Source organism: Streptomyces sp. NPDC056480 (assembly GCF_042795405.1).
Taxonomy (GTDB): domain Bacteria; phylum Actinomycetota; class Actinomycetes; order Streptomycetales; family Streptomycetaceae; genus Streptomyces.
The window spans coordinates 1-13041 of the sequence record NZ_JBHTSA010000173.1 but is presented as its reverse complement, the minus strand read 5'-3'; the positions used below and the strand labels follow the sequence as shown (position 1 = coordinate 13041).

Genomic DNA, 13041 nt, shown 5'->3' with positions numbered 1-13041 from the left:
GATCACATGGATCCGCGCCCCATCCTCGTAGGTAACTACTTACTGATCGCGGTACATCTCCGCGACCAGGAAGGCCAGGTCGAGGGACTGGCTGCGGTTGAGACGCGGGTCGCAGGCCGTCTCGTAGCGCTGGTGCAGGTCGTCGACGAAGATCTCGTCGCCGCCGCCCACGCACTCGGTGACGTCGTCACCGGTGAGCTCGACGTGGATGCCGCCCGGGTGGGTGCCCAGCGCCTTGTGGACCTCGAAGAAGCCCTTGACCTCGTCGAGCACGTCGTCGAAGCGGCGCGTCTTGTGGCCGGAGGCGGCCTCGAAGGTGTTGCCGTGCATCGGGTCGGTGACCCAGGCGACGACCGCACCGGAGGCGGTGACCTTCTCGACCAGCTCGGGGAGCTTGTCGCGGACCTTGTCGGCGCCCATGCGGACGATGAAGGTCAGCCGGCCCGCCTCGCGGTTCGGGTCGAGACGGTCGATGTACGTCAGCGCGTCGTCCACCGAGGTGGTCGGGCCCAGCTTGATGCCGATCGGGTTCGCGATCTGCGAGGCGAACTCGATGTGGGCGTGGTCGAGCTGGCGGGTGCGCTCACCGATCCAGACCATGTGGCCGGAGGTGTCGTACAGCTTGCCGGTGCGCGAGTCCGTACGGGTCAGAGCACCCTCGTAGTCGAGCAGCAGCGCCTCGTGGGAGGCGTAGAACTCGACGGCCTTGAACTCGGCCGGGTCGGTGCCACAGGCCTTCATGAAGTTCAGCGCGTTGTCGATCTCCCGCGCCAGCTGCTCGTAGCGCTGGCCCGAGGGGGACGACTTCACGAAGTCCTGGTTCCAGGCGTGCACCTGGCGCAGGTCGGCGTAGCCACCGGTGGTGAAGGCGCGCACCAGGTTGAGCGTGGAGGCGGAGGCGTTGTACATCCGCTTCAGGCGCTCGGGGTCCGGGACGCGGGACTTCTCGTCGAAGCCGAAGCCGTTGACCGAGTCGCCGCGGTACGTCGGCAGGGTCACGCCGTCGCGGGTCTCGGTCCCCTTGGAGCGGGGCTTCGAGTACTGGCCGGCGATACGGCCGACCTTCACGACGGGCACGGAGGCCGCATAGGTGAGGACGGCGCTCATCTGGAGCAGCGTCTTGAGCTTGGCCCTGATGTGGTCGGCGGACACGGCGTCGAAGGCCTCGGCGCAGTCGCCGCCCTGGAGCAGGAACGCCTCGCCACGGGCGACGGCTCCCATCCGGGCGCGCAGCTGGTCGCACTCGCCGGCGAAGACGAGCGGAGGATACGACTCGAGGTCCGCGATCACATCGCGCAGAGCCTCGGCATCGGGGTACTCGGGCTGCTGCGCCGCGGGCAGGTCTCGCCAGGTCGCCTTGGCGACGGCGTGGGAATCAGCGTTCACGGTCACACGCACCACATTACGGGGTTCTTCGTCCTGTCCTGTCCCCCTGCCCAGTGACTGAGACGCGCGCCCGAAATGTCCTCGGCCGATATTCACGCCATCGAGTGGTGTTACCCTCTGGCCCGTTTCACTTTAAACAGTCGAATCACAGGGGTGGGCGTGACCCAGAGGCACCGCAGGGACCGTAAGAAGAAACGACTCTTGTACGGCGCGGCAGCCGCTGTCGTGGCCACCGCCACGATCGGCAGCATCGCGATCGCCTCTCCCGGCCTCCTCGGCGCGACGGGCGACGACAAGGCTGCTGGTGAAGCTTCCCTCCAGTCGCAGTTCGCAAACGCGGCGCGCGAGTTCGATGTGCCGCAGAGTGTGCTGATGGCGGTGTCGTACCAGCAGACCCGCTGGGAGGCGCACGACGGCGAGCCGAGCACGACCGGCGCGTACAACGTCATGGGTCTGACGAAGGTCGACCCGGAGGACGTGCCGCAGAAGGTCACCGACGAGCAGATCGATCACTTCAACGGCTCCGGCCGGCCGGAGATCGAGAAGACCTTCGACCGCGCGAAGGTCCGGCAGATCCTGGAGAAGGCGCTCGTCGACACCGACGACCCCCGGCTCCACACCCTGGACAAGGGCGCCGAGCTGATCGGCAGCTCCAGCGAGACCGTCCAGAACGACACCGCCGCCTCCATCCGCGCCGGTGCCGCGCTGCTGGCCGACTACCAGAAGCAGGCCGGCGCCGAGCTGTCCGACGACGCGGGCGACTGGTACCCGGCCGTGGCCCGCTACAGCCAGTCCCCCGAGAAGAAGGGCGCCGACCTCTTCGCGAAGCGCGTCTTCGAGTCGATCCAGGAGGGCGAGCGGGCGGTCACCCTCGACGGCGAGCAGGTCGCCCTGCCGGCCGACCCGTCGGTCGAGCCGGTCAAGCCGTCGAACGTGCCGCTGGCGGCGACCTTCGCGAGCACGAGGGCGGCCGCCGCGGTTCCCGAGTGCCCCGCCGGTCTGAACTGCGACGCCAAGCTCGCCGTCCCCCCGTCCACGGTGAAGAAGAACTACACCGCGGGCGACCGCCCCAACCAGGGCATGGACATCCGCCAGATCGTGATCCACGACACCGAGGGCTCCTACGAGGGCTCGCTCAAGGTGCTGACCGATCCGAACGGCGGGGGCAGCGCCCACTACCTGATCAGGGCCCAGGACGGCCAGGTCACCCAGATGCTCGAGAACAAGCACCTGGCGTGGCACGCGGGCAACTGGACCCACAACATGCACGCCATCGGCGTGGAGCACGAGGGCTACGCCATCAAGGAGGGGAGCTGGTACACCGAGCAGCAGTACCGTTCCTCCGCCGAACTGGTGAAGTTCCTGGCGAACACGTACGGCGTGCCGATCGACCGTGAGCACATCATCGGTCACGACGAGGTGGCGCTCCAGACGGACACGGGCCTCGCCAACCTGCACTGGGACGCAGGCCCGTACTGGGACTGGAACTACTACATGTCGCTCCTGGGCGCCCCGCAGGGCGACAAGGGCGCGGGCGGCCTGCTCCGGGCCGGCCAGGTCGTCCGTGTGGTGCCGCCGTTCACCACGGCCAACCAGCCGAAGCTGACCGTCGGCGGCACGGCCGTGCCCGCGCGTCCGGCCAACTTCGGCTACCTGTACACGACGCCGTCCGCGAGCGGGACGACGGTGAAGGACCCGTACTTCACCTCGGGAGCGAACGAGGGCTCGAACTACGGCAACAAGGTCCGCGCCGGCGGCACGTACGTCGTGGCGGAGGCCCAGACCAACTGGACGGCGATCTGGTTCGCGGGCCAGAAGGCCTGGTTCTACAACCCCGGCGGCCAGTACACCGTGCCGGTCAACGCCACCACGGTGAAGCCGAAGTCCGGCCTGGCCTCGATCAACGTCTACGGCCGTTCCTTCCCGGAGACCGCCGCCTACACCGCGGCGGGGCTCTCCGCGCCGGGTGACGAGAACGCCTTCCTGTCGAAGTTCTCCCTCCCCGCGGGCCAGGCCTATGTGAAGGCCGGCCCGGCGGTGAAGGGCGACGACTGGTTCGGCTCCGCCCAGAAGAACGTCATCGGCACCACGCTGTTCGTGCCGATCCGATACCACCACAAGATCGTCTGGGTGAAGCAGAGCGACATCGCGGAGGCCCCCGCCGCCACCCCCGTCGCCACGAACAACCGCTACAACCTGATCGCCCGCGACGCCGCCGGTGACCTCTGGCAGTACCAGGGCACCGGCAACGCCTCCGCGCCCTTCCTGACGCGGTACAAGGTCGGGAACGGTTGGCAGGTCTACAACGCCGTCACGCCGATGACCGCTCTCCGTGCCGACGGCACCGGTGACGCCGTGGCGCGGGACGCCTCCGGCGTGCTCTGGTACTACCAGGGCAGCGGCAACCCGTCCGCGCCGTTCAAGGCACGGCTGCGGGTCGGTGGCGGCTGGGCGGCCTACGACCGGATCATCGCCGTCCGGGACGTGACCAACGACGGCAAGCCCGACCTGATCGCCCGCGAGAAGTCGGGTGTCCTGTGGCTGTACAAGGGCACCGGCACCCCCGCCGCCCCGTTCGCGACCCGGGTCCGGGTCGGCGGCGGCTGGCAGACCTACAACGCGATCGTGAGCACCGGCGACCTGTCCGGCGACGGCAAGGCCGACCTCATAGCCCGCGACGCCACGGGCGTCCTCTGGTCGTACAAGGGCACGGGCAGCTCCACCGCGCCGTTCGCCGCCCGTGCCAGGGTCGGCGGCGGCTGGCAGACGTACAACACCATCGTGGGTCCGAGCGACCTGAGCCTCGACGGCAAGGGAGACCTCATCGGCCGCGACGCCTCCGGCGCCCTGTGGTCGTACAAGGGCACGGGCAGCCTCACCGCCCCCTTCGCCGCCCGCGTCAACGTCGGCAGCGGCTGGCAGATCTACAACCTGATCTTCTGATCCCGATCGGATAGTCCAGGGCCCCCGGGGCCCGGCTCGCGCCGTCCACGGTGCGGACCGGGCCCCGTTTCCGTGCCGGGCTGGGTTACAGTGCTCGCATGTTCGCGCCTCAGATCCAGAACTGGTGGTGGACCGCTCATCCGGCGGCCCACTGATTGCGCGTACACCGACAGACACGCGAAGGCCGCCCGAGGGGCGGCCTTTCTCGTATCCGGGGCCGTTCCTCTCCGTACTCCACCCGGAAGGAACGACACACCTCATGGACCTCTCCAGGCTCCTCGACCCCTCCTGCCCGCCCTTCGCCCTGCTGCGCCGCCGTACCCCCGGCCGCGACCACGACACCGTCGAGGTGCTGATCGGCCGGGTCCACGAGGCCGAGCGCCTCGCGGAACTGCCGGTGGGCCCGCGTCCGACGCTCGCCCTGGTGCCCTTCCGGCAGATCCGGGAGCGCGGCTTCGACGTCCGCGACGACGGCACCCCGCTCTCCGTGCTCGTCGCCGAGGAGTCCTGCGAAGTGCCGCTCGCCGATGCCCTCCGGCAGCTCCCGGCGCACGACGTACGTGTCGAGAACGGCGGCTTCGACGTCTCCGACGAGGAGTACGCCGGGATCGTGCGGCGGGTGATCGACGAGGAGATCGGCTCCGGCGAGGGCGCGAACTTCGTCATCCGGCGGACGTACACCGGGGAGATCCCGGGCTTCGGGCGGGCCGACGCGCTGGCCCTGTTCCGGCGGCTGCTCGCCGGTGAGCGGGGCGCGTACTGGACCTTCGTCGTGCACACCGGCGACCGGACCCTGGTCGGGGCGAGCCCCGAGGTGCACGTGCGGATGTCGGGGGGCACGGTCGTCATGAACCCGATCAGCGGCACGTACCGCTACCCGGCCGGGTCCGCGCCGACCGCCGAGGGCCTGCTCGCCTTCCTCGCCGACCGCAAGGAGACCGAGGAGCTGTCGATGGTGGTCGACGAGGAGCTCAAGATGATGTGCACGGTCGGCGACATGGGCGGGGTGGTGATCGGACCGCGGCTGAAGGAGATGGCCCATCTCGCGCACACCGAGTACGAGTTGCGGGGCCGTTCCAGCCTGGACGTGCGGGAGGTGCTGCGGGAGACGATGTTCGCGGCGACCGTGACCGGTTCGCCGGTGCAGAACGCCTGCCGGGTGATCGAGCGTCACGAGGCGGGCGGCCGCGGCTACTACGCGGGGGCCCTCGCCCTCCTCGGTACGGACGGGAGCGGCGCCCAGACCCTGGACTCCCCCATCCTGATCCGTACGGCCGACATCGCGGCGGACGGGCGGCTCGAGGTGCCGGTCGGCGCCACGCTCGTACGGCACTCGGACCCGGCGGGCGAGGTCGCCGAGACGCACGCCAAGGCGGCCGGGGTGCTCACCGCGCTCGGGGTACGGGAGGGCAGGCCGGCCGGCGGTTCGGCACCGGCCGCCGCGCCGCTCGCCGACGATCCCCGGGTACGGGCCGCCCTGGACGCGCGCCGGGCCGATCTCGCGCCGTTCTGGCTGAAGATGCAGGTCCGCTCGGCCGAACTGTCCGGTCACGCCCTGGTGATCGACGCCGAGGACACCTTCACGGCGATGCTCGCGCACGTCCTGCGCTCCTCGGGCCTCGACGTGTCCGTGCTCCGCTACGACGAGCCGGGGCTGCGCGAGCTCGCGCTCGCCCACGAGGGCCCGGTGGTCCTGGGCCCCGGTCCCGGGAACCCCTCGGACGCCGCCGATCCCAAGATGCGCTTCCTGCGCGCGCTGACGGCCGAGCTGGTCCGGGAGCACCGGCACGGCCTCCTCGGCGTCTGCCTCGGGCACGAGCTGATCGCCGCCGAGCTGGGCCTGGAGATCGTCCGCAAGCGGGTCCCGTTCCAGGGGGCCCAGCTGCGGATCGACCTCTTCGGGCAGCCGCGGAGGGTGGGCTTCTACAACAGCTTCACCGCCCACTGCGACGACCGGACGGCGACCGAGCTGGCCCTGCACCGGATCGAGGTGAGCCGGGACGCGGAGACCGGCGAGGTGCACGCGCTGCGCGGGCCGGGCTTCGCCGGGGTCCAGTTCCACCCCGAGTCGGTGCTCACGACGGACGGCGCGGCCCTGACGGCCTCGCTCCTCGCCGGCGTGCTGGTCTAGGCGTGCTGGTCTGGGCGTGCTGGTCTGGGCGTGCTGGTCTGGGCGTGCTGGTCCGGGCGTGCTGGTCCGGGCGGACTGGCCCAGGCCTACCGGTCGGGGTGTACGGGTCCCGGCGTACCGGTCAGGAGACCCTCGGGACCAGGACGTTCTCGCTGCGCCGGCCGGCGGTGTAGTCGAGGACGTTCCGGACCGTGGTGTCGATGATCTGACCGACGGCGTCCTCGGTGTAGTACGCCTGGTGCGAGGTGACCACCACGTTCGGGAAGGTCACCAGACGGGCCAGGGTGTCGTCCTCGACGACCTCAAGGGACTTGTCGAGGAAGAAGAGCCCGGCCTCCGCCTCGTACACGTCGAGGCCCACGCCCGCGAAGCGGCCGGCCCGGAGTTCGGCGACGAGCGCCTCGGTGTCGATGAGTCCGCCGCGGCTGGAGTTCACCAGGATGGCGTCGTCCTTCATCGACCGGAGGGCGGCGGCGTCGATGAGGTGCTGGGTGGACGGGAGCAGCGGCACGTGGAGGCTGATGAGGTCGGCCTCGGCGAAGAGCCGCTCCTTCTCGACGTACTTCATGCCGAGGTCGACGCAGGCGGGGTTCTCGGCGACGTCCCAGCCGAGGAGGTTCATGCCGAAGCCGTGCGCGATCCGGGTGAAGGCCTCGCCGATCTTGCCGGTGCCGAGGACGCCGACGGTACGGCCCCGGAGGTCACGGCCCATCAGTCCGTCGAGCCTGAAGTCGAAGTCGCGGGTCCGGTTGGAGGCGCGGACGATCCGGCGGTTGACGGCCGTGGCGAGGGTCCAGGCGAACTCGGCGACGGAGTACGGCGAGTAGTACGAGACCCGGGCGACGGTGAGGCCGAGCCGCTCGGCGACCTCCAGGTCGATGTTGTTGAAGCCCGTGGAGCGCTGGGCGATCATCTGCGTCCCGCCGGCGGCGAGGGTCTGCAGGACGCGGTGGTCCAGGCTGGCGTTGACGCTGGTGGAGACGATCTCGTAGCCGGCGGCGATGGGCGCGGTGTCCTGGCTGAGGAAGACGCTCAGACAGCGGACGTCGTGGTGCCCCGCGAAGGCCTTCTCGATGAGGGGCTTCTCGTCCGCCTGCACGCCGAATGCCAGGATTTCCACGAGATTCCCCTCAGAGGTGACGAATGGGCCGTATATGCGCGATACGTGCGAATATACGGCCCCTCATGGCGCCGTGCCCGGCGCACGGCGCACCGTGGCGGGCGCGTCAGGCGTCGTCGAGGCCGCGCTCGATGGCGTACCGGACGAGCTCCACCCGGTTGTGCAGCTGGAGCTTGCCGAGGGTGTTCTGGACGTGGTTCTGCACCGTGCGGTGCGAGATCACCAGGCGCTCGGCGATCTGCTTGTAGCTGAGGCCCTTGGCGACGAGCCGCAGGACCTCCGTCTCGCGTTCGGTCAGCTGCGGGGCCTTCGGCTCGTCGGCGCCGGCCGCCGGGGCGGGCTCGGTCGCGAGCCTGCGGTACTCGCCGAGGACCAGTCCGGCGAGACCGGGGGTGAAGACGGGGTCGCCGGCGGCCGTCCGCCGTACGGCGTCGATCAGCTCCTCCGTGCTCGCCGACTTGAGGAGGTAGCCGGTGGCGCCGGACTTGACCGCCTCCAGGACGTCCGCGTGCTCGCCGCTCGCCGAGAGGACCAGGACCCGCAGTTCCGGCCGGCCGCCGACGAGCTCCTTGCAGACCTGGACACCCGGCTTCACCGGCAGGTTCAGGTCCAGGACGAGGACGTCGGGCAGGACCGCGAGGGCCCGGTTCACCGCCTGCTCGCCGTCGCCCGCCGTGGCGACCACGTCCAGGCCCGCCTCGGCCAGGTCGCGGGCGACCGCGTCCCGCCACATCGGGTGGTCGTCGACGACCATCACTCTGATCTGCTGCTGCTCGCTCATCTTCCCTGTCCTGCCTTCCCCCGTGGAACCTTCAACTCGACTTCCGTGCCCTGCCCGGGGACCGAGATCAGCTCGGCCGAGCCGCCCAGGTCCCGCAGTCTCCCCCGGATGGAGAGGGCGACGCCCATCCGGCCCTCGCCCCACGCCTCCGAGAGCCGGCCCTCCGGGATGCCGGGGCCGTCGTCCCGGACGGTGACGATCACCTCGTCCGGCCAGTCCTCGACCAGGATCCACGCGTTCGCGTCCTCCCCGGCGTGCACCCGCACATTGTCCAGGGCGGCGCCGACGGCGGCGGCCAGCTCACGGGCGGCGGGCGGCGCGAGGAGCACGGGCGCGCCCGGCTCGGAGAGGGTGACCTTCGCCCCGGCGCGCGGGGCGAGCAGCAGCCTCAGATCCACGGGGGAGTCGTCGTCGTGCTCCTCCTCCACCTCGACGACCCGGACGACGGCGCCCTCGGACTCGTCCTCGGAGACCAGGCTGGGGCGGATGAGGCCGCCGGCCACGAGGGTCCGGAGGGCCACCTCCTGCTCCCCCGCCATCCGGCCGAGGTCGGCGGCCTCGCCGCCGAGGGCGGTGCCGCGCCGCTGCACCATCGCGAGGACCTGGAGGACGCTGTCGTGGATGTCGCGGGCGAGGCGCTCCCGCTCACGGGTCGCGGCCTCGATCTCCAGGGCGCGGGCGAGGGTGCGCTCGGAGGCGCGGGCGACCTCGACGACGTAGCCGATGGCGATGGAGGCCACCCAGACGAGGAGGACGTTGTGGAGGGTGTCCCGGCTGGGGTGGCCGCGTTCGACGATGTTGGCGACGGCGACGAGGGAGGAGGCGACGCCGGCCCAGCGCCAGCCGCCCTTGATCGCGTACGCGAGGACGGATCCGGCGGTCCATATCGACGGCAGGGTGGGGCCCTCGACGGTCTGGGCGTGGGCGTCGGCGAGCGGGGTGAGGAGGATGCCGACGAGGGCGACGGTGAGGTCGGCGCCGAGGAAGCGCTTGGTGCAGCTGGCCGCGTTCGCCACCTTGGGGAGGGTCGCGAGGGTCCAGACGCACATCACCGCCAGGAAGACGACGGCGATCCAGGGCCGCTCGTACCGGTCACGGCCGAACGCGAACAGCAGGACCGCGTAGACCATGGTCAGAACGCGGTAGCCGGTCAGTGCCCGCCACAACGGCTGCTCGACCGACATGCGCACGACACGCTCGCGCTTGGCCATCTCCCCCACCCCCGTCCGTCCCGTACGGGACGGCTGACTTGCGGACGCCTACGCGCCGGACTCTTCCCGAGCGGCGATCTCGGCCTTCACGGCCTCCTTGGCCGCCTTCTCCGCGTCCGCGATCTGCCGCTTGGCGGCGGTCGCGTAGATGTCGACGTACTCCTGGCCGGACAGCTTCATGATCTCGTACATGACCTCGTCGGTCACCGAGCGGAGGATGAAGCGGTCCCCCTCCATGCCCTGGTAGCGGGTGAAGTCCAGCGGCTTGCCGATCCGGATCCCCGGGCGCATCAGCTTGGGGACGACCTTGCCGGGCGGCTGGATCTTCTCGGTGTCGATCATGGCGACCGGGATCACCGGCGCGCCGGTGGCCAGGGCCACCCGCGCGAGGCCGCCGGGCTTGCCGCGGTAGAGGCGGCCGTCGGGCGAGCGGGTGCCCTCGGGGTAGATCCCGAAGAGCCCGCCGTTCTCGATGACCTCGATACCGGCCTTGATCGCCGCCTCGCCCGCGCCGCGGGCACCCGAACGGTCCACGGGAAGCTGGCCGACACCCTTGAAGAAGGCGGCCGTGAGTTTGCCCTTCACACCCGGCGAGGTGAAGTACTCCGCCTTGGCGATGAAGGTGACCTTGCGGTCGAGCACGGCGGGCAGGAAGAAGGAGTCGGAGAACGACAGGTGGTTGCTCGCCAGGATCGCGGGCCCCTCGGCGGGAATGTTCTCCAGACCCTCCACCCAGGGCCGGAAGGCAAGCTTCAGGGACCCTCCGAGGGAGAACTTCATTGCGCCGTAGATCAACTCGCCATGCCTTCCGTGTGCCGTGGCGACGACTTTATCCCGTACCGGCGTACGGCCCCCGCTACGGCCCTGGTCGGTGTCGGTCCGGTCGCGTACCGTGAAGGTCCTTCCCCATTTTTCCGTCGCTTCGGCGCACCCAGGGCGCACCCGAAGGCGAACGCGAAGTCGAGCGAACAGGAGACCCCGGTGCCGGTCCTTCCCGGAGCCGAGCCGTACCGCCATGAAGGCGGAGAGGTCGGCGTCCTTCTCTGTCACGGATTCACCGGTTCCCCGCAGTCGTTGCGTCCGTGGGCCGAGTATCTGGCCGCGCGCGGACTGACGGTGTCACTGCCGCTGCTGCCCGGCCACGGCACCCGCTGGCAGGACATGCAGCTCACCACGTGGCACGACTGGTACGCCGAGGTCGACCGGGCGCTGAGCGAGCTCCTGGAGCGGTGCGCGACCGTCTTCGTCTTCGGGCTCTCCATGGGCGGGGCGCTGACCCTGCGGCTCGCCGCGCGGCACGGGGACGCCGTCAAGGGCATCGTCCTGGTCAACCCGGGCAACAAGGTGCACGGCCTGGCCGCGTACGCGCTGCCGGTCGCCCGTCATCTGGTCCCCTCGACCAAGGGGATCGCCAGCGACATCGCCAAGGAGGGCGTCACCGAGGTCGGCTACGACCGGGTGCCGCTGCACGCGGCGCACTCCCTGCGCCGGTTCTTCCAGACCGTGGACGCGGAGCTTCCGCAGGTCACGCAGCCGGTGGTGCTGCTCCACAGCCCCCAGGACCACGTCGTGCCGCCCGCCGACTCGGCCCGGATCCTCTCCAGGATCTCCTCGACGGACGTCCGGGAGATCCTGCTGGAACAGAGCTACCACGTGGCGACGTTGGACCATGACGCGGAGCGGATCTTCGACGAGAGCCTGGCCTTCGTCGAGCGTCTCGCGCCGGGTCTGGTCGACGAACAGGGGAGCAGGAGCGGTGGCTGAGGAGCAGGACGGCGGCGGGCGGGATCCGCAGCCCATCGACGAGGAGGCGGCCTGGGCCGCGATCGTCGCGGGATACGGCGAGGAGCCGGTGGACCCGCCGGGTGCGAAGCCGTACCGGACCGTCGAGAACCTGTCGCTGCCGGAGCCGGAGGCCGACGGCGACGCGGACGAGGGCGCCGTGGAGGTCCGGCCGGTGAAGCCGGCGCCGGCCGCCGGCAAGGGCACGCCCTGGAAGCCGAGGCCGACGACCGGCGGGACGCCGCCCGAAGCCGACGCGGGCGAGGAGCCCGGGGCGGAGGAGGAGCCCGACGCGGATCCCGAGCGGCCCGCACTCGGCAGCTCCGTCGTCTTCGCGCCCGGCGTCCGCCCCGTCGGCCCCCGCGACTACTCCCCCACCGACCCGGAGGACGCGCCCGGCGGCTCCGACGAGGGCCACTTCGTGCCGCCGGAGCCGCCCCCGCTGCCCGAGGCGGACGTGACGACCAGGTTCGCCTGGCTGGCCGTGGTCGGCGGTCCGGTGCTGATGCTGGTCGCCGTGCTGTTCAGCTGGGACATGACCTGGTGGCTGACCACGCTGTGCATCGGCGGCTTCCTCGGCGGCTTCGCGACCCTGGTGGGCCGCATGAAGCACGACGACGATGACGACGGCTTCGACGACCCGGGCCGCGGCGCGGTCGTCTGATCCCTCCGACGCCGTCCTCGCACCGCTCGGCGCCAGGGGCGCCGAGCGGGCTTCGGGTGCGCTTCGGGTGCGCTTCGGGTGGCTGCGCCGGACTCCGGCCGGTCGCCGGTGGCTCGTCGCCGGCGGCCCGTGGCCGGTAGTCGGTAGCCGGTGGCCCGTCGCCAGTGGCCGGTAGCCGGTGGCCCGTCGCCAGTGGCCCGTGGCCGTTTCCCCGGGACGACGGCGGTGCGGCCGTCAGGACGCTGCGGGCACCCGCACCGCCGCCAGCACCGGAAGGTGATCGGTGGCGGCCCGCAGATCCGCCGGGTCGAGGTCCGTCGGCACCCCGCAGCCGAGGAACTCGACGCCCGGGGTGGCGAGGATCGCGTCGATCCGCTGGTGCGGATCGGCGGGGGTCGAGGTGTAGGCGTCTCCCCAGGGGCTGACCTCCCAGCCGTCCCTGAGTTCCTTCGCCAGCCGCCGGAAGGCGGGCCCGTCGGGCCTCTCGTTGAGGTCCCCGGCGACCAGGGTGTACGGGGTCCCCAGGGCGGCGACCCGGTCGAGGACCATCCCGGCCTGGGCGTACCGCTCGTCCTTCCGCAGGCTCAGATGGCAGCTGATGAGGCCGACCCGGGCCCCGGCGAAGCGGACGACGGCGGTCGCGAGACCGCGCCGGTGCAGGCCCGGGGTGAGCGGCAGCAGGACGTCCTCGGCGCGTTCCACGGTGGCCCGCAGGGAGCAGAGCAGCATCGGTCCGGCCGCCGTGGCACCGCCGCTCAGCATGACGAGCTCGCTCTTGGCGGCGAGCCGGGCGGCGTGTTTGCGCCAGCGGAAGAAGCGCGGGGCCTCCTGGACGAAGACGACGTCCGGGTCGCAGGCCCGGATGACCCGGGCGAGGGCGTCCTCGTCGTCGCGCATCGAGCGGACGTTGTAGCTGAGGACCCGGAGGACGGCCGAACCGTCCTCCTCGGTGCGGGAGTTGGGCAGCTCACTGATCGCCATGACACGTAACGTACGACAACCGCCCGCCGCGTCCACAGGGAC

Annotated in this window: 11 protein-coding genes; 5 read left to right on the top strand and 6 right to left on the bottom strand. The window is 71.1% G+C overall.

Annotated features, from left to right (window positions below):
- Positions 1–39 precede the first annotated feature (39 nt).
- Positions 40–1392: a class II 3-deoxy-7-phosphoheptulonate synthase gene (locus ACFQ79_RS37985; RefSeq protein WP_374119742.1), complete on the bottom strand. Its 1353-nt coding sequence runs from the start codon at positions 1390–1392 to the stop codon at positions 40–42.
- Between the two features lie 195 nt (positions 1393–1587).
- Between ACFQ79_RS37985 and ACFQ79_RS37980 the strand changes: the two genes are divergently transcribed.
- The 3 genes from ACFQ79_RS37980 to ACFQ79_RS37970 all read left to right on the top strand — a co-directional run bounded on the left by ACFQ79_RS37980 (position 1588) and on the right by ACFQ79_RS37970 (position 6460).
- Positions 1588–4329: an N-acetylmuramoyl-L-alanine amidase gene (locus ACFQ79_RS37980; protein ID WP_383592265.1), complete on the top strand. Its 2742-nt coding sequence runs from the start codon at positions 1588–1590 to the stop codon at positions 4327–4329.
- A gap of 98 nt (positions 4330–4427) precedes the next feature.
- Positions 4428–4484: a trp operon leader peptide gene (locus ACFQ79_RS37975; protein ID WP_071892416.1), complete on the top strand. Its 57-nt coding sequence runs from the start codon at positions 4428–4430 to the stop codon at positions 4482–4484.
- Positions 4485–4588: 104 nt separating this feature from the next.
- The gene (locus ACFQ79_RS37970; protein WP_383592262.1) at positions 4589–6460 is read left to right on the top strand and encodes an anthranilate synthase family protein; all 1872 of its coding nucleotides are present in this window, start codon (positions 4589–4591) and stop codon (positions 6458–6460) included.
- Positions 6461–6581: 121 nt separating this feature from the next.
- On the opposite strand, the gene ACFQ79_RS37965 is transcribed toward ACFQ79_RS37970, so the two are convergent.
- From ACFQ79_RS37965 to ACFQ79_RS37950, 4 genes are all read right to left on the bottom strand, one after another.
- Positions 6582–7580: a 2-hydroxyacid dehydrogenase gene (locus ACFQ79_RS37965; RefSeq protein ID WP_383592259.1), complete on the bottom strand. Its 999-nt coding sequence runs from the start codon at positions 7578–7580 to the stop codon at positions 6582–6584.
- 106 nt (positions 7581–7686) lie between these two features.
- Positions 7687–8361 carry a response regulator gene (locus ACFQ79_RS37960; protein WP_383592256.1) on the bottom strand — a complete coding sequence of 225 codons (675 nt, stop codon included), beginning with the start codon at positions 8359–8361 and terminating at the stop codon, positions 7687–7689.
- Positions 8358–9572, bottom strand: coding sequence for a MacS family sensor histidine kinase (gene macS / locus ACFQ79_RS37955; RefSeq protein WP_383592253.1), 1215 nt, complete (start codon positions 9570–9572; stop codon positions 8358–8360). Before macS ends, ACFQ79_RS37960 begins: the two co-directional genes overlap by 4 nt.
- Positions 9573–9620: 48 nt before the next feature.
- On the bottom strand, positions 9621–10352 hold the full coding sequence (locus ACFQ79_RS37950; RefSeq protein WP_073916719.1) for a 1-acyl-sn-glycerol-3-phosphate acyltransferase: 732 nt from the start codon (positions 10350–10352) through the stop codon (positions 9621–9623).
- Positions 10353–10553: 201 nt separating this feature from the next.
- Here ACFQ79_RS37950 and ACFQ79_RS37945 point away from each other — a divergent pair, with 201 nt between their 5' ends.
- Together ACFQ79_RS37945 and ACFQ79_RS37940 are read left to right on the top strand one after the other, a co-directional pair.
- A complete protein-coding gene (locus tag ACFQ79_RS37945; protein ID WP_383592250.1) occupies positions 10554–11336 on the top strand; it encodes an alpha/beta hydrolase in 783 nt (260 codons plus the stop codon).
- Positions 11329–12018 carry a hypothetical protein gene (locus tag ACFQ79_RS37940; RefSeq protein ID WP_383592248.1) on the top strand — a complete coding sequence of 230 codons (690 nt, stop codon included), beginning with the start codon at positions 11329–11331 and terminating at the stop codon, positions 12016–12018. The genes ACFQ79_RS37945 and ACFQ79_RS37940 overlap by 8 nt, the downstream gene beginning before the upstream one ends.
- A gap of 234 nt (positions 12019–12252) precedes the next feature.
- Here the strand turns inward: ACFQ79_RS37940 and ACFQ79_RS37935 are convergent, their stop codons facing one another.
- Positions 12253–12999: an endonuclease/exonuclease/phosphatase family protein gene (locus ACFQ79_RS37935; RefSeq protein ID WP_383592245.1), complete on the bottom strand. Its 747-nt coding sequence runs from the start codon at positions 12997–12999 to the stop codon at positions 12253–12255.
- Positions 13000–13041: the final 42 nt, after the last annotated feature.

Excerpts from the sequence above, each read along its gene's own strand:
- ACFQ79_RS37970 (WP_383592262.1), top strand. The coding sequence starts at position 4,589 with ATGGACCTCTCCAGGCTCCTCGACCCCTCCTGCCCGCCCTTCGCCCTG.
- ACFQ79_RS37960 (WP_383592256.1), bottom strand. The coding sequence starts at position 8,361 with ATGAGCGAGCAGCAGCAGATCAGAGTGATGGTCGTCGACGACCACCCG.
- macS (WP_383592253.1), bottom strand. The coding sequence starts at position 9,572 with ATGGCCAAGCGCGAGCGTGTCGTGCGCATGTCGGTCGAGCAGCCGTTG.
- ACFQ79_RS37950 (WP_073916719.1), bottom strand. The coding sequence starts at position 10,352 with ATGAAGTTCTCCCTCGGAGGGTCCCTGAAGCTTGCCTTCCGGCCCTGG.
- ACFQ79_RS37935 (WP_383592245.1), bottom strand. The coding sequence starts at position 12,999 with ATGGCGATCAGTGAGCTGCCCAACTCCCGCACCGAGGAGGACGGTTCG.